The organism is Neoalteromonas flava, assembly GCF_002807685.1.
GTDB lineage: Bacteria > Pseudomonadota > Gammaproteobacteria > Enterobacterales > Alteromonadaceae > Alteromonas_E > Alteromonas_E flava.
Window position 1 is genome coordinate 191,956 of sequence record NZ_PEAX01000006.1, and the last position, 15,990, is coordinate 207,945.

The window sequence follows — 15,990 nt, forward strand, 5'->3', positions numbered from 1 at the left end:
GTACGCTCCGAGGTTCATAATTGAGCTGGCATTACTTATTGAGTAATCGCGCTGCATATACAGGTAAATTGGCGACGCTAGAAATACTCTTATGTGGGGTAGAATCGCCACTTTAAAAACAACAATTCCAACAAAATCTCTTTACCAAACACTCAACACTGTATATATTCACACGTACTGTATAGATATATAGGTGTCTGTATGCTTTCTCATTTAACGATCAAGAACTTTGCCGTAGTCAAGCACATCGAAATCAGCTTAAAGAAGGGATTAAGTGCAATTACCGGTGAAACCGGCGCTGGAAAATCCATTGGCATTGATGCCCTCTCGTTATGTATTGGTGATCGAGCGGAGGCAGGGATGGTGCGTAGTGGCGCCGAAAAAGCCGAAATCATCGCTCATTTTGATATTAGCCAGAACAGCAAGGCGCGAGCTTGGTTAACTGAACATGAATTGTTTGAGGAAGATACCTGCTTTATTCGCCGAGTTATTTCTGCAGAGGGACGTTCAAAAGCCTTTATTAACGGCACCGCAGCGTCACTCCAGCAACTGAAACAGCTGGGTGCTTTACTGCTTACCATTCATGGCCAAAACAGTCATCAACAATTACTAAAGCCAACGGTTCAACGGCAATTGCTTGACGCTTTTGCAGACAATCACGAATTAGTGGCAAATGCTCAAAGCGCCTATAAGCAATACCAGCAAACCCTGCTGCGACTTGAAGCGTTGCAGGCGCATGCCCAAGCGCGCAACGACCGTAAGCACTTATTGAGCTATCAAGTTTCCGAATTAGATGAATTTGCATTAGCGGAGCATGAGTTTAGTGAGCTCGAAGTTGAATACAAACGCTTATCCAACAGTCAAAGCTTATTGGAGCAAAGTCAATTAAGCTTTCATCGGCTTTATGATGATGAACGGTTTTCCGCCTGCGCAGCAATCCAGCAAAGTATCGATAGCTTAAGCGATTTATGTGACAGCGATGCACAGCTTACGCCGATTGTTAGTTTGTTGACTGAGGCCAATATTCAGGTTGAAGAGGCTGCGCGTGAATTACGCCAATATTGTGATGAACTCGACATTGACCCGATGCGCATGCAACAGGTTGAACAACGCTACGATAAAGCCAATGAATTAGCGCGTAAGCATGGAGTCATGCCTGAAATTCTATACAGTCATCACCAAAGTCTGCTGCAGGAGCTTGCCACAATTAATCAAGCAGACGACGAACTTGATGGCATTCAACACGAGCTTGACATGTTGCAGCAAGCAGCAATCGAGCACTGTCAAAAACTCTCAGAACAACGTCAGCTTGCAGCACCGATGCTAGCGAAGCAGTTGGAGCAATCGATTCAACGCATGAATATGCCACATGCCAAAGTAACCATTGCTGTACACAGTAACGCTGAGAAATTATCGGCGACCGGCATTGACGATATCCAAGTATTGATTTCAACTAATCCTGGTCAAGCAGCAGACAGTTTAGACAAAGTGGTTTCAGGTGGAGAATTAGCTCGGGTCGGCCTTGCTATGCATGCCATTGCAGCCGATAAAGAGCAGTCTCCCACGTTATTATTTGACGAAATTGATACTGGTATCAGTGGGCCTACCGCGAGCATTGTCGGTCAACTCTTGCGCCGCATGGGCAAACAAGCTCAAGTCATGTGTGTCACTCACCTACCGCAGGTTGCCGCTCAGGCCGATCAGCAATTGTACGTGAGTAAACACGCCGATACAGATACAAATTCAACTGAAACTGCGATTGTTGAGTTAGCGAAGGAACAGCGCGTAAATGAGCTAGCACGATTGTTAGCCGGCGACACAGTTACCGAGAGTGCGATTTCTAATGCACGCTCACTGCTCGCTGCGGTTGCATAATTCTCGTTTTTAGACGACATATAGTGATGTATTTTCTGCTGGTAAAACAAACGCCAGAGACAACAGGAAACCTAGCCGACTGAATATAGACTAAAGATTACGGCGGCCAATCTTCAAATTGGCCGTATTTTTTTAATAAGCCGTGATATAGCGCCTCTCGTGCATCTTTAGAATGCTCCCAAATTTGTTCGGCGTATTCTGGATAATCACGATGGAACTTTTCTGAAATCATGATGTAATAGGGCTTTGTCGTTATTGGAACTGGCAGTTCTTTGACATCAGTAGAGATAAACGACAATCCATTAAACTTATTGGTCACTACCGCACTCACTCGGCCCAATTCAAGCATTCCAAATGCTTGATCCACGCGGCTTACCTCATAAACAGGAATAGTTTTCTCATTCAGGAATTTTCGGATTGAAGCACCAATTTCAATGGCAATAGGCTTATCTTGTATATGGGAGAAGCTTTCTCCGTCCCATACAACGTGACTGTGTTGCAGCGTGTAAGCATGATAGGCATCGCTTTTCAGGCGCTTTTCAATATCGATGGCACCATTAATTTTGGGGTAAAGGCCATATTGTTCTCGTTCTGGGCTGTAACTGGCTACATTCAGAAGATCAACCTCGTTTTGTTTGAGTAATACCAAACAACGTGGAAAAGGTGCCCTCACCCAAACAATTGAATGACCCAACTGGTAACTGATGTATTGTTGTAATTCTATATTAATACCCGGGTGAGTTTGATTTTCATCTCTGGGCTGACGCCAGAGAGGGAAAAGATCAGTATCCATCATGCAAACTTTAACGGACTCTGGAGCTGCATTCACGACGAATTGCAGTTGCAGCATGATGATTAAGATAAAACAAAATCGTTGAAACACGTTACAGCTACGACATCTCTATGTTGTTTGGGTAAATTATAGTCAAAGAATAATCTCAGCGCGAAAATCTTGCTCTGGCAGTGTTATTCAACAAGGAACGGTGTCTGGCCTAACTCTCTCACCAAAAGAAGACCATTACTGAGTGTTAATTTTCGCCAAGCCAGAACTATTTAGCAGTTGATTGGTCATATGCTGCTGAGGTAGCATGCGTACCCGATTGCGCAGGCTATCGTTTTTGTTTTCTCGTTAAATTAAGGTTCTCATGAAGTTTCTTGCTGTTATCGCTGTAATATCTACTCTTTTGTCCGGTTGCTCAAATTGGATCTACCGTATTGACGTACCTCAAGGTAACTTTTTAGATGATCGCGACGTTAAGCAATTGCGCATTGGCATGACCAAGGAGCAAGTGATATATGTTTTGGGTAACCCCGTTGTGCAAGACTCATTTGATCATGACACTTGGTACTACGTTTACGAAATGAAACGCGGCATGAAAAAGCGTGGCGATGACTTTAAAAAATCATTGATCGTGCGCTTCGAGAACGAGAAAATTTCTACAGTCGAGGGTGATTTCGAATTGTCCGAAGACTTTATGACTCCACTCGATCAATAGCCATCTACAGTTAATTATCAAAAAAGCTGTATAGATAACTAATCAGTTTAACTCGCTGCGATCGGTAACAAGACTTTAAAGGTAGAGCCTTCCGGAGTGTTTGGCTCAGCAGAGATATGACCTTCGTGCTGTTGGATCGTCGCAAATGAAGAAGACAACCCCATCCCAGTACCGTCTGTTTTGGTAGTAAAAAACGGGTCAAATATCTTAAGCATATCCTCGGTCGAAATACCGATGCCAGTGTCAGCCACCGTGATTAAAAGATATTGGCCTTTAGCAAGATCAGGGTAACGATTGTCACGCTGCGTATTATCAATCTCAACATTGGTGGTAGATACCGTAATTGTACCGGAATCTAGAATAGCTTCCTTTGCATTGAAACAAAGATTAAGAAGTACATTTTCTATTGCTGCTTCATCACCACGAACATGCGAACTAGTTGCCTCTAAGCTAACCTTAATCTCAATTTTCTTATCCAGTGTGTGCTGCAATAGTTGCACCGCAGCGTTGACGACACGGTGCACGTCAAACTTAAAAGTGACAATCTCGCGCTTCTTTGCAAATTCCAATAAGGTCTTGGTTGTTTGCCCTGTGTTCTCACAAATCCGTACGATGTTATCAGCCAGCTTTTTCGCTTTTTCTTCACTCGACAACGTAGAAATTAACTGTGCGTACCCCATGATACCGGCCAGTTTGTTATTAAAATCATGGGCTAAGCCTCCAGCCAACTTCCCAAGCGCTTCCATCTTGTGTTTTTGCAGTATTTTCGATTGAGCGTCCTTTAAGTCACTCACCTCAAAACAAGAACCTATATAGCCCTGAAATACGTTATCTTCATCGAAGTAAGGACGCCCCTCATCTCTGATCCAATAGTAATTGCCATCTGCCGCCAACAAGCGATAGTCCATATTAAACGGCTCTCGTTGTTCAAATGCTTGAGAATAGATGCTAATGCAACGTTCATAATCTTCTGGGTGGACCCCCTTGGCCCATCCATATCCCATTTCCTGTTCCAGCGACCGGCCACGAAAAGCCAGCCAAGCTTGATTAAAATAAATGCATTCTTTGTCAGTATTGGCAATCCAAATGAGAACAGAGGCTGAATCTGCCAACATCTTGCCAAGAAAATCACTATTGGATGGAGCAATCGCCTTAATACTTGACATAAAAACTCTTTAGTTGACTTACCAGCGTACTGTGGTTTATGGGTTTTTGCATGACCTTAACATTGACCCGCTCAAGCTTCTTGTGCGCAGCGAACCCCGTCATAATTAAGCAGTTTATCGCTGGCCAACTAGCCGTAATGCGTTGCACTAATTCGTCTCCTTGCATATGGCTACGCATGGACTGATCAGTCATAACGATATCGATATTGTCAGCATTTCCGCTAATAAAGTTTAAGGCTTCTTCGGCATTCGAAAACTCACTGACTCGAGCGCCATCAGACTTTAGTAAAAGCTTTGTAACTTCTAAAATTTCAACATCGTCATCAACGACCACGATGTGCCGACCGTCTATACTCTCAACACTATCAGTTACGTTTATCATTCTTTGCATTTTCCTATTAATAACGCCGGATCCACTGTACTGCGACTGCGCATAATTTGTGCATTATGTTTTCGATTGTATAACTCCGCTAACTCTGGGAGGTCGCTTGACGGCCTCAATTAAAGTGCATTATGTAGGTAACCTAGTAAAGTATAGTTCGCCAATTGCAACCCGATTAGAAATATTTCTCAATTACGTCGCTACCAAGTAAATAAGTAGCGCTCTATTACCTTTCATCAAAGATTTAACACGAACTAAAACAAATCAATGTCACCTTCTGTCACCGATTGTTCACTAAATACACCCGCTCGCAGCAAATACTCATACACTGCGACTTGATTTCTGCCCTGTTCTTTGGCGAAGTACAGGGCCTTATCTGCACGCGACACTACGTTGTTTAAAAATTCATTCGCTGTTACCGCAGTGACACCTATGGAGAGTGTCACCTGACCGATTAATGGGAACTTTTGTTGCGCTATCCATTGGCGAAAATTATCAAAGACTTTCTCAGCACTGTCTTGTTTTATTGGCTGCAATAAAATTAAAAATTCTTCGCCCCCAAAGCGAAACAATAAATCAGTCTTGCGGAACCACTCGCGCATCAACTGAGACAACTTAAGCAAAACTTCATCCCCGCAAAGATGTCCGTACACATCGTTCACCTGCTTAAAATGATCGATGTCGATAACACCTAACCACAGTTGCTCAGTTGATACTTCTTGCCTTTTATTTGAGCCTTCTTCATGTTGATGTGGAGTTTTTAATTGACTGGCTATAAGTCCTTGAAAACGACGTTCCAGAGAATGCCGATTTAATAGCCCCGTCAGCTTATCCTTCTCGCTAAGAGCGATGATAGTGGCATAATTCGAATACACTTTTAAAAAGGCTTGCACCAGAAACAATTCATGCTTAGTTAACCTTTTTGTGACGGTTAAACGTAAGATAGCATATAGACCATCTCCCAGCGTCTGTGCCAACCAGTGCTCTTGCAAGCCTTCGTCACTTTGAATAAACATGCCCAAGCCACTCTCAATGGTGTCTTTCATTCTCTGAGTTAATTGACCAAAATTGTCATTATGCTGCGTGGCACTTAAATCGATGACACCCTCGTTTGCGGTTACGCATAAGCGCATACTAGTCCGTGAATCATCATTGGCGAACTCACAATCGTACAGGGTGATACTGGAATCGGGAATAAAATCGACCAACGTCAATAATAGACTTGCTTCAAGTGAATCAATATCTTTGTTGCGTGTTAACGCAACCATTGACTCCATTAACTTTTTACTCACTTGGTTTACGACTTTTCGTGAAAATTTGCATAGGTTGCAGCGAGGGCTTTTGCTTCCTCAGCATTAAGTCTTGATAAATCTTGTTTATCTACGTTCTCTAAACTTGAAAACCCCATCCGCCATTGACCGAAAAGCCGGTCAGAACAGGACTCTTCTGCAACAATTACAACATTTGTATGGCGCTGATCTCGCTTTATCACGTCAAACAATTTGCGGACCTGTTGTTCGTCGCCTTCCAGCACCTGGAAGAAATTCACATAGTCGCATAACAACATGCCGGTCAGGTCCAATTCTGCATTGTTTTTACGCGCCTTGGTTAACAAAGACGCTAAAGCATCCGAGTCTAGTAGATCCTGATTGACATCACTGACATAAATAAGTCTAAACATGATAAGTCCTCGTTAACAAGAGCTCACTATCGACGTTGATAGTAATGCTCGACACACGCACTGAGTTTTTCCAGCGGGAGCACATTTTGTTGTTCTACCGCCCCTATTTCAAAGGCAGAGCCTGGCATTCCCCATACCACCGATGAGGCTTCATCTTGGGCAAATGTTTTACAGCCAGCTGCACGCATGTTGGCAAGTCCCTGCGCACCGTCCCTTCCCATGCCGGTTAAAATCATGCCAATTGCACCGGAGCCAACATTTTGAGCAACTGAGTCAAATAAAACATCCACACTCGGTCGATGACGATTCACAGGCTCATCATCATTTAACCGTACACAAAAGCTACTTCCCTTTTTGGCCACTTCCATGTGCCTCCCGCCAGGTGCAATATATATTTTACCTTGCTCAAGAGATTCACCGGAGACCGCTTCTTTTACAACAACAGGTAAAAGCGAATCTAACCGCTTGGCATAGGAGGCTGTAAAACCGGCGGGTAAATGCAAACACACGACAATGGTTTCGCGTCCATTAAATCTGACCCGCGATAAAAGATTTGATAACGCTTCTAGTCCTCCGGTCGATCCGCCGATCGCACAGATTTTCAGACCAGCAACACTCGATAGCGGTAACTTTTGTGGCGTAGAGCTTGATGTACTTGTACCTGTTGTTGCTACACTGCCTTGCTGCAAACGTTGTTGCAATTCAAGCAATTTAAGCTTGGGAACCTTCGCCGCTGAGATGACTTTGGCACATATTTCGTCGCGATAGGCGTCTATCGAGTGAGCTAGATTGGCCGGCTTTTCGACAAAATCAATAGCTCCAATATTTAAAGCTTCTATCGTTACTCCAGCCCCCTCTGCCGTCAATGTTGAAATCATTACCACCGGCATTGGTCGCAGTCGCATAAGATTACGGAGAAAAGTAATGCCATTCATCTTAGGCATTTCAACATCTAAAGTTATGACATCCGGGTCGGAGTCTTTTATGATTTGTCTGGCTTCATGGGGGTTTTCAGCTATGCCTACCACTTCTGTTCTAGGATCGCTGGAGAATATATCGTGCAAGACGCTTTGAATTAACTTGGAATCATCAATTATAACGATACGTATTGGCTTCATAAGGGTTACTCAAACAAATCAATATCACCGTATTTAGCGGTGCTGGAAGCTATCGCTTGTTGATAACTTTCTTCACGCTGTTTAACGGTGTCGTTGTGCAAGTGAGCAAGCTTTTTAACCCACACTTTACCGGTCTGTGGTTCAAAGCGAACTTTTCTCGGGTGCGGACCGCCAAGATCAGTGATATCCAAACTAAACCCTTCTAGTGCCATGAATTTCTTTAAAAAATTGATGTTGCTGTCACCAATAGAAGTCATTTTTTGGATAATATGGCCACCGCCGAAGGCTTTGAATTTAAGGCGTTTTTTATCACCGCCTGCTTTTAAAACTTCATTAATCAACTGTTCCATCGCAACGTCACCAAAGCGAAAAGATTCACTGGTTACATTGCCTGAATTAGCGGTACTGGCAGGTAACATAAAGTGATTCATTCCTCCCACTTGTGCAGCAAGGTCATAGATACAAACTGATACACAAGACCCAAGCACGGTAGTAATAATCTCAGCGTCTTGAGTGACATAAAATTCACCGGGCAAGATTTTTGCGGTACTGATGCCTAGATTACGGTCAATATACCGATTAATGTGTTCAAAGCCTCTAATACACCGCGGTAAGGTATTCATCATTACTCACTTAATTGGTACATATTTTTACCAATATTAAGCCAATGCTCTTCCGTGCGCGGGATGGACTCTGAATGCCCAAGAAACAAAATCCCGCCAACTTTGAGATTCGCTCTGAAACGAGCAATGATCTCAAGTTTTTTCGGCATTTCGAAGTAGATCAGAACGTTACGGCAAAAGATGAAATCAAAGGATTGATTAATCTGCCAAGGATTAAAAAGATTTAATTGTTTGAATTCAATTAAATCAGTCAATTTTGGTTTAACTCGACTCAGCCCTTGATTAGCCCCCTTACCCTTTAGAAAAAACTTCTTCTTTTGCGCGTCTGAGTAGTTTTTTATGTCTTCCAAGGGATAAATCCCCTGCTTCGCTTTGGTTAAAACATTGGTGTCCAAATCAGTGGCGAGTAACTTAATATCGATATTGCGGCGTTCGCAAATGGGCAAACTGTTGATCAAGATACTATAAGGTTCTTGCCCACTACTGCATCCAGCAGACCAAATACGCAAGTCTCGCCGCGAGTATTGCTCCAACTCTTGACCCAAACGCACAAAATGATGGGGCTCGCGCTCAAAAGCCGTCACATTGGTGGTAATGGCGTTGATAAATTCTGAGAACTCTTCAGGATCACGTTTGACCAACTTAATATAAGCAGCAAACTCAGTTAGTTTTAGAGCCCGCAATCGCTTAGCTAAACGTGCGTAATACATTTCGAACTTATCGTCGGTAATATGAATTCCCGAATACCCGTACGCTAACTTTCGCAACGTATCAAAATGTTCAAAAGTAAAAGCAAACTCTTTACTTCTAGTCATCAACTGCTTCCATACAGACAGCCAATGTTTGATCACCTAACAACCTAAATTGTTCGACTAACTCCTGTTTAACGCCAGATAATCGCAGACTTCGGCTTTCTGACTGACAGGTTTTAAAGGCACTAATCAACAGTTGGTAACCGCTCGAATCAACATGGGTCACCTGAGATAAGTCAATCGCCAACGGCTCGGTTGAGCTAGCTTGCACCGCAGCCATAATCTGCTGATGCAAACTTTCTGCATATTGCACTGTTAGGGAAGACTCAGGGCTTAGTCTGCCATTCGAGCCTACGTCTTCTGGTTCTGGTTCTCTAACAGTCTCACTCCCAGCGGCTTGAGAATCTTCTTCTGAACCCTGCGCTACTGACTCTACATCGTTATCTTTTGCGGGCGCAGCGATTGGTTGAAGATCTTCCTCGTTTCCCTCTTCCTGCAACCATTCTAGTGGATCGTGGCCGAGTTTCTCAGTGTCATTGCTATTGTTATTCTTACTCATGTTAATTGCCTCTCTCCAGCTCGCTTGCTAACGCCATAAAATCATCAGCACTAGAACTACGTTGACTATAACGAATAACTGATTGTCCATGACCTGGACTTTCAGCAATTGCTGCACGTTCAAATATCACTTGATGAGCCACTTTATCGCCAAAATAATGTCTGATTTTTTCCTCCGCTTCGCGGCATACGGTGCGATGCTGAAAGCGACTTATCACTACCCATAAATGCGCGAATTGCCCCATGACCTTTTCAAAACGCTGTATCTGTTTGGTCATTTCTGACAGCCCACTTAATCCCAAAAAGTCCGGCGTTACTGGCACTAACAGCTCGTTTGATGCTGCTATTCCATTAATCACCAAAAAGCCATTTGAAGGAGGACAATCAAACAAAATAAAATCCGCATCCAAACCACTCTCTTTTGCTATCGCTTTGCGCATGATCAGGCCCCGTCCAGGGCTCATCTGCACGCTCTCCAAGCGCATTAATTTGGCACCTGGCGCGACCAAGCGAAGATTATCCGCGCACTCTATAAAGACTTCTGAAAGTTGCGCCTCTCCTTGGATCACCTCATACACTCCAGGCACTGTCTTATCCATGCAACCAAGGTGCTGACTCAAATGCCCCTGTGGGTCCATGTCTATCGCAATAACTTTATGCCCTTTGATTGCCAAAGCATCTGCCAGATTGGCACACATAGTGGTTTTTCCGACACCACCTTTTTGATTCACGAAACTGATGTTTCTGGTCATTACGGGTTATTACTTACATCCGATATTTGTGATCGCACTTCAGCAAAATCAGTGGACTCGAGCAATTGTTCAATATCCAGCAGTAAGATGATGTCTTTAGCGCGTTTGAAAACCCCCAAGATAACTCGATTTCTAATATTCTTGACGTTCGGTGGTTGACGAATATCCGCTTGTTTTACCGTCATCACGTCCGACACAGCATCAACCACAATTCCAAGCAAACGTGATTGCGCATCGTTTTTTGCTTGTACAATAACCACCACAGTTTTATCGCCAATCGTTGTATCATCACTGTCCAAGACAACCCTCAAGTCGACTATTGGTACTATAGAGTCTCTAAAGTCTATGACTCCTAGCCAGCCAGCAGGAAGGTCAGGTAACTTTCGCACCCCTTCCAATACTCTAACTTCTTGCACATCAGTGATATTGATCGCAAACAAATCACCACCGACGTCCAAACTCAGCAGCTCAAAATTTGCGTCTGCAGCTATATTCATGGGCTAAAACTCTTCCCATTCTTCATCATTCGACTGATAAGTCGGCTTTATTGCCTTAGGCGCCTGAGCCGGCGGTGCTTTCATTACTGGCTTTTTAGCCAAGGGTTTTGAGACTGGTTTTGCCATCGGAACATCACTGCCATCATCCTCAACCTGGAAGAAGGACACACGCTCTACCATCTCATCCACTTGTTGCACTGAAGATTGACTTGCCGAGGAAGCCTCTTCAGCCAAAGCCGCATTTTGCTGAGTAATATCATCCAACTCTGCAACCGCTTGATTCACTTGCGCGATACCACTAGCCTGTTCGTTAGTAGCGTTGTCCATGTCGGCAATCAGCGAAGACAACTGGTCTATGTTGGCCAAAATTTCCTTAAGCGATTCGCCGCACTGATTCACCAGATCGCTGCCGGTATTAACTTTAGATGAGCTATCGTCAATCAGCTCTTTAATTTCCTTCGCAGAAGTGGCGGAACGTTGAGCCAAATTACGTACCTCATTGGCCACTACCGCAAAGCCTCGCCCGTGCTCGCCAGCTCGCGCCGCTTCCACAGAAGCATTAAGTGCAAGTAGGTTAGTTTGGAACGCGATTTCATCTATCACACCAATGATGGCACTGATCTTATTCGAACTTTCAGTGATCTCACCCATTGATTTAACTGCGTTCAGCACGATATGTTCGCCTTTATTCGCTTTAACTCTGGCTTCCTCAGCTGCACGGTTCGCGGTTGATGCATTTTCAGCAGTGCTCTTCACATTCCCCGTTAACTCTTCGAGACTTGCTGCTGTCTCTTCAAGATTAGATGCCTGTTTCTCAGTCCGTTCAGACAGTTGATCATTACCCAGCGATAATTCATGGTTGGCCGAACGGATCGAGTCGGCACTGGTTTTGATCGAAGAGATGACACTGTTTAACCGGCGCGTCGTGTCGTTTAATGCGGTTTTGACCTCACCAAACATACCTTGATAATCATCCACTATTTGCACTCGCATATCCCCCTCGGACATGCGCTGTAGCGCCGTATTCACATCACGTACGAAGGCATTCACCGTTTGCGACAGTTCATTTAGGCCGTTTGCAATGTTGAGAAAGAATCCTTGCTTATTATCAGTGGCAATTAATGCGCCTAAGTTACCTTGTGCCACGCTGGTGACTAATTTCTCTACTTCTTGCTCGGTCTCAACTTGGGCAGTTACATCAGCCCACTCAACCACAAATCCTATGCGTTCATTGTTTGCTGTAAATACCGGATTCGCGATCAAATCAAAGCGTCGTCTGCCCACTTGGATCCGTGTTTTATAGGTTGACTGCAATTTTTCCAGCATGCCACGCTGATGCGCGGGATTTTTGTGGAATTGATCGATATTTCTACCCAGCAAGTTATTCGCATCAAAACTAGGTAGCTCTTTGCGTAAATCTGATTCGGCCGCCTTCATCATTTCGCGCACAGAATTGTTCATATAAACAATATTTAGATCAGCGTCTGCGACCATCACATTGCTTGAGACCCCATCTAATGCGGAACGTACACGGGCATTATCCGCCGCAATAATAGCTTGCTTTTTATCGGCAGTAATATCCGCCCATTCAAGCGTAGTACCTATGCGCTCACCGCTTTTATCAATGACCGGCGTAGCAGTTAATCGAAACACCATCTCACCCAGTGATATTTCGGTTTGATAGGTATCAGTGAGTTTCTCCAGAAGTGCACGTTGATGACTAGGATTTTTATGAAAGGTATCAATGTTTACACCAACCAGTGCGTCGGGATTAAAATCCTGTCTGATTAACTTAAATGTGGCAATGTTGTCTTTCATCATTTGCATCAAACTTTTATTGAGATAAATGATGTTGAAGTTATTGTCTGCCAGCATCACGTTAGTATTAACGTTATCCAATGCAACTTGTAAGCGAGCCGTATTTTTTTGTTCGATTTCCTGCTGCTGTTTTAGCGTCAAATCATGCCACTCAACGGTAAAGCCTGACGACTGATTGTTGCTATCAAATAGGGGGTTAACGACTAACCCAAAATGCAAGTCACCAACCTGAATTGTGGTTTCATACGTCGAGGTCAAGCGTGCCAGCATTTGCCGTTGATGCTGGGGATTTTTATGGAAAGTATCAATATTTACACCAATCAACTTATCGGCATTAAATTGTGGCAACACTTTACGTATTTCTGCTTCGTTGGACTGCAACATTCTCTGTAAAGTACTGTTCACAAAGGTAATGTTAAGTTCAGAATCAGCCATCATTAGATTAGTCGATAGCCCTTTAACCGCTGCGTTCAATTGATACGCGGCTGATTCTTTTTGCTGTAAAATCGTTTGCGAATCGGCGAGCACTTCGGCCTGTTGGGCTTTAGCTTTATTGAAAAAGGCCATAGCGGCAAATAGCGTAATCACTTGGAATATGAATATCGCGAATACCCATGGCGTTAGTTGAAACTGCCAAAGTGAAACGCCTAATCCGGCAACCGCCAGCAAAGCGGCAAGCAGAATAAAGCTGTTTTGGTTGTTATTCATTGTTTATTCCTCATTTAACTGTACGCGTTAAAAATCTGTTATATCTAGCATTGCATCAATATCTAACAACACTGACATCGCTCCGCGAATGTCAGCAATTCCTCTTACAAATCTGTCATCGACTGATAAATCGAATTTTTCGGCACTTTTAATTTCATCGTCGGTTAAGTTCACCACATCGGAAATACGATCAACCACTATCCCCATGGTTTTTTCACCTGGCTCGGTAACGACGTTGAGGATTAATACGATCGTTTCTTTATCGGCCTCACGACTCGGTAAATCAAAACGACAACGCAGGTCGATGATCGGAACAATGGCTCCACGAATATTGATCAACCCCAAAATAAAGGGTTTTGCGTAGGGAACTCGTGTCATGTTTTCCCAAGTACGGATCTCGCGAACGCGCAAGATATCAACTGCATACGTCACTTTGCCCAAGGTAAAACTCAGCCATTCTGACTTTTGCTCGGTTTCTTCGCTGACGTCAGCGTCTACCACTTCTTGCTGCATAATCAATGCACCTTCAGCCTGCGCATAAGTGCGCCCACATCCAAGATTAACGCCACCGAGCCATCGCCAAGTATGGTTGCACCGGATAGCTCATCAACTTTGATATAATTAGCCTCAAGTGACTTCACCACTACTTGTTGATGATTCGCCAATTCATCCACAATAAGGCCAAAATGTTGCCCATCGTGCTCAACAACAACCACCAGCAATTCGTCTGATTTGGCGTCTGAAGCTCCAGCGCCGAAAGTTTCAGCGAGGTTCAATAAGGGGATAAACTGTGAGCGCCATTTAAAAGACACATCTTGCGTGCCAATTTCGTTGATAACATTTCGTTGAATTTGAATAGATTCGATAATTGCAAGCATGGGAATGACGAAAGTTTCTCCGCGCACTTTCACTAGTTGTCCATCTAGAATCGACAGCGTTAACGGCAATTTAATACTAAACGTGGTGCCGACATTCGTCTCAGACTTCACATCGATCTGACCGCCTAAGGACTGAATATTGCGTTTCACAACATCCATGCCCACACCTCGCCCGGAGAGATCAGTTACGGCATCGGCAGTTGAAAAACCGGGCGCAAAAATTAGCTCTTTAATCGCCTGGTCTGACATTCGCTCGGTTTGGCTGATAACCCCATTCTCAATCGCTTTAGCCCGGATCCGCTCTACATCAAGCCCCTTGCCATCATCACTCACCTCGATAATGATATTTCCGACCTGATGATAAGCAATCAGTTTGAGCGTCCCATGGCGAGGCTTTCCTTGAGCTTCACGAATATCAGGTTTTTCAATGCCATGATCAATACAGTTTCTGACTAAGTGAACCATTGGGTCAGTCAACTCTTCGATCACCGTCTTATCAACTTCTGTCGATTCGCCACTGATCACAACGTCTATTTCTTTACTCAATTGTTTGCACAGATCCCTCACCATGCGTGGGAATCGGCTAAAACAAAAATCAATGGGTAGCATGCGTATTTGCATAACGCCATCTTGTAAGTCTCGAGTATGACGTTCAAGCTGACCCAAGCCTTCCTGCAAGCGCTGTAACTGGGGGAACTTCTCAGCGTCATTAAAAGTGCTGAGCATCGATTGAGTAATAACTAACTCACCCAAAAGATTAATGAGGCCATCGATTTTAGACAGTTCTACCCGGATTGACTGGTTCGCTTTTTTGGTCTTCGCTGATGCTGTTGATTCTGACGCTTTTGGGTTACTCGAGGCTGAGTTCTCAGCGACCATATTTACCGGCTCCGCAGCTGCAGGCGCACTAGCCGGTGCTATGTCGACTGCTTGCTGAATATCCGAGCTTTGCTCATCTAAACAGCGATAAGTTAATTCGGCCTCATCTTCGATCCACAAAAATACTTCTTTCAAATCGTCAATACTGACAACCGAGCCAGAGTTCAATGTCACTCGCCAAGAAATATATAGATCAAGGGGCTCTAATGTATTCAGATCGGGTACTCTATCGGTGTCACACTCAACCGTGATATCACCTAATTCGGCAAGCTCTTCAATGTAGCGTAATGGCTCATTGCCCGATAATAATAATTTGGGATCAGGGGAAAAGGTAATTTCCCATTGATGACCTTGGTCGCGCGACTGTTGGATAGGATTGGCATCTGCATTGGTGCTTGCTGCGCTTACAACTGGCGACTCGCCGTCGATCAGTAATTGCAGCTTAACTTTGACACCTTCGATTAATTCCGCATTGACTGCTTCGTCGATCTCGTAATGGTTGACCAGATTGCGTAAACAATCCAGACACTCAAACAAGCAATCAACAACATCTTGGGTAAATGCCCGCTGACCGGCCCTAATCATATCTAACAGAGTTTCCATAAAATGGGTAAACTCTGCGAGTTGGCTCATGCCAAAGGTAGCGCTACCACCCTTTAACGAGTGTGCTGAACGGAATATATCGTTCACAACTTCAGACTCAATATTACTAATATCCAAGCCCAACAAATGTTGCTCAATGGAATCTAATGCTTCAGCACTTTCTTCAAAGAATACCTGACGAAATTTTTCCATTGGATCAGACAT

Annotated in this window: 16 protein-coding genes; 2 read left to right on the forward strand and 14 right to left on the reverse strand. The window is 44.0% G+C overall.

From position 1 onward, the window contains the following. Window positions 1–201 precede the first annotated feature (201 nt). Window positions 202–1,875: a DNA repair protein RecN gene (recN, locus tag CSH92_RS14670; RefSeq protein ID WP_100658397.1), complete on the forward strand. Its 1,674-nt coding sequence runs from the start codon at window positions 202–204 to the stop codon at window positions 1,873–1,875. Window positions 1,876–1,972: 97 nt separating this feature from the next. On the opposite strand, the gene CSH92_RS14675 is transcribed toward recN, so the two are convergent. Continuing rightward, a complete protein-coding gene (locus tag CSH92_RS14675; protein ID WP_100658398.1) occupies window positions 1,973–2,758 on the reverse strand; it encodes a substrate-binding periplasmic protein in 786 nt (261 codons plus the stop codon). Window positions 2,759–3,020: 262 nt separating this feature from the next. Here CSH92_RS14675 and CSH92_RS14680 point away from each other — a divergent pair, with 262 nt between their 5' ends. Continuing rightward, entirely contained in the window at window positions 3,021–3,371 is a 351-nt protein-coding gene (locus tag CSH92_RS14680) for an outer membrane protein assembly factor BamE (protein WP_100658399.1), read from the forward strand. Between the two features lie 47 nt (window positions 3,372–3,418). Here the strand turns inward: CSH92_RS14680 and CSH92_RS14685 are convergent, their stop codons facing one another. The 13 genes from CSH92_RS14685 to CSH92_RS14745 all read right to left on the reverse strand — a co-directional run bounded on the left by CSH92_RS14685 (window position 3,419) and on the right by CSH92_RS14745 (window position 15,990). After that, window positions 3,419–4,537 carry a two-component system sensor histidine kinase NtrB gene (locus CSH92_RS14685; protein ID WP_100658400.1) on the reverse strand — a complete coding sequence of 373 codons (1,119 nt, stop codon included), beginning with the start codon at window positions 4,535–4,537 and terminating at the stop codon, window positions 3,419–3,421. Then, the gene (locus CSH92_RS14690) at window positions 4,524–4,919 is read right to left on the reverse strand and encodes a response regulator (RefSeq protein ID WP_164084760.1); all 396 of its coding nucleotides are present in this window, start codon (window positions 4,917–4,919) and stop codon (window positions 4,524–4,526) included. The genes CSH92_RS14685 and CSH92_RS14690 overlap by 14 nt, the downstream gene beginning before the upstream one ends. Window positions 4,920–5,173: 254 nt before the next feature. Next, window positions 5,174–6,187: a GGDEF domain-containing protein gene (locus tag CSH92_RS14695; RefSeq protein WP_164084761.1), complete on the reverse strand. Its 1,014-nt coding sequence runs from the start codon at window positions 6,185–6,187 to the stop codon at window positions 5,174–5,176. 29 nt (window positions 6,188–6,216) lie between these two features. Next, complete coding sequence (locus CSH92_RS14700) at window positions 6,217–6,600, reverse strand: BLUF domain-containing protein (RefSeq protein WP_100658403.1); 384 nt, start codon at window positions 6,598–6,600, stop codon at window positions 6,217–6,219. Between the two features lie 26 nt (window positions 6,601–6,626). Beyond that, window positions 6,627–7,718, reverse strand: coding sequence for a protein-glutamate methylesterase/protein-glutamine glutaminase (locus CSH92_RS14705; protein WP_100658404.1), 1,092 nt, complete (start codon window positions 7,716–7,718; stop codon window positions 6,627–6,629). Window positions 7,719–7,723: 5 nt separating this feature from the next. Continuing rightward, window positions 7,724–8,344, reverse strand: coding sequence for a chemoreceptor glutamine deamidase CheD (cheD, locus tag CSH92_RS14710; protein ID WP_100658405.1), 621 nt, complete (start codon window positions 8,342–8,344; stop codon window positions 7,724–7,726). Beyond that, entirely contained in the window at window positions 8,344–9,156 is an 813-nt protein-coding gene (locus tag CSH92_RS14715) for a CheR family methyltransferase (protein ID WP_100658406.1), read from the reverse strand. Before CSH92_RS14715 ends, cheD begins: the two co-directional genes overlap by 1 nt. Beyond that, the gene (locus tag CSH92_RS14720) at window positions 9,149–9,652 is read right to left on the reverse strand and encodes an STAS domain-containing protein (protein WP_100658407.1); all 504 of its coding nucleotides are present in this window, start codon (window positions 9,650–9,652) and stop codon (window positions 9,149–9,151) included. Before CSH92_RS14720 ends, CSH92_RS14715 begins: the two co-directional genes overlap by 8 nt. A 1-nt stretch (window position 9,653) precedes the next feature. Continuing rightward, complete coding sequence (locus tag CSH92_RS14725) at window positions 9,654–10,403, reverse strand: ParA family protein (RefSeq protein WP_100658408.1); 750 nt, start codon at window positions 10,401–10,403, stop codon at window positions 9,654–9,656. Then, a complete protein-coding gene (locus CSH92_RS14730) occupies window positions 10,403–10,900 on the reverse strand; it encodes a chemotaxis protein CheW (RefSeq protein ID WP_100658409.1) in 498 nt (165 codons plus the stop codon). The genes CSH92_RS14725 and CSH92_RS14730 overlap by 1 nt, the downstream gene beginning before the upstream one ends. Window positions 10,901–10,903: 3 nt before the next feature. Further along, window positions 10,904–13,426 (reverse strand): methyl-accepting chemotaxis protein, encoded by a 2,523-nt coding sequence (locus CSH92_RS14735; protein WP_100658410.1) that lies wholly within the window; start codon window positions 13,424–13,426, stop codon window positions 10,904–10,906. Between the two features lie 27 nt (window positions 13,427–13,453). Then, complete coding sequence (locus CSH92_RS14740; RefSeq protein WP_100658411.1) at window positions 13,454–13,939, reverse strand: chemotaxis protein CheW; 486 nt, start codon at window positions 13,937–13,939, stop codon at window positions 13,454–13,456. A 2-nt stretch (window positions 13,940–13,941) separates the two neighbouring features. Beyond that, window positions 13,942–15,990 carry a chemotaxis protein CheA gene (locus tag CSH92_RS14745; protein ID WP_100658412.1) on the reverse strand — a complete coding sequence of 683 codons (2,049 nt, stop codon included), beginning with the start codon at window positions 15,988–15,990 and terminating at the stop codon, window positions 13,942–13,944.

Coding starts and splice junctions, on each gene's coding strand:
- recN (WP_100658397.1), top strand. CDS start 202: ATGCTTTCTCATTTAACGATCAAGAACTTTGCCGTAGTCAAGCACATC.
- CSH92_RS14680 (WP_100658399.1), top strand. CDS start 3,021: ATGAAGTTTCTTGCTGTTATCGCTGTAATATCTACTCTTTTGTCCGGT.
- CSH92_RS14685 (WP_100658400.1), bottom strand. CDS start 4,537: ATGTCAAGTATTAAGGCGATTGCTCCATCCAATAGTGATTTTCTTGGC.
- CSH92_RS14690 (WP_164084760.1), bottom strand. CDS start 4,919: ATGATAAACGTAACTGATAGTGTTGAGAGTATAGACGGTCGGCACATC.
- CSH92_RS14695 (WP_164084761.1), bottom strand. CDS start 6,187: ATGGTTGCGTTAACACGCAACAAAGATATTGATTCACTTGAAGCAAGT.
- CSH92_RS14700 (WP_100658403.1), bottom strand. CDS start 6,600: ATGTTTAGACTTATTTATGTCAGTGATGTCAATCAGGATCTACTAGAC.
- CSH92_RS14705 (WP_100658404.1), bottom strand. CDS start 7,718: ATGAAGCCAATACGTATCGTTATAATTGATGATTCCAAGTTAATTCAA.
- cheD (WP_100658405.1), bottom strand. CDS start 8,344: ATGATGAATACCTTACCGCGGTGTATTAGAGGCTTTGAACACATTAAT.
- CSH92_RS14715 (WP_100658406.1), bottom strand. CDS start 9,156: ATGACTAGAAGTAAAGAGTTTGCTTTTACTTTTGAACATTTTGATACG.
- CSH92_RS14720 (WP_100658407.1), bottom strand. CDS start 9,652: ATGAGTAAGAATAACAATAGCAATGACACTGAGAAACTCGGCCACGAT.
- CSH92_RS14725 (WP_100658408.1), bottom strand. CDS start 10,403: ATGACCAGAAACATCAGTTTCGTGAATCAAAAAGGTGGTGTCGGAAAA.
- CSH92_RS14730 (WP_100658409.1), bottom strand. CDS start 10,900: ATGAATATAGCTGCAGACGCAAATTTTGAGCTGCTGAGTTTGGACGTC.
- CSH92_RS14735 (WP_100658410.1), bottom strand. CDS start 13,426: ATGAATAACAACCAAAACAGCTTTATTCTGCTTGCCGCTTTGCTGGCG.
- CSH92_RS14740 (WP_100658411.1), bottom strand. CDS start 13,939: ATGCAGCAAGAAGTGGTAGACGCTGACGTCAGCGAAGAAACCGAGCAA.
- CSH92_RS14745 (WP_100658412.1), bottom strand. CDS start 15,990: ATGTCTGATCCAATGGAAAAATTTCGTCAGGTATTCTTTGAAGAAAGT.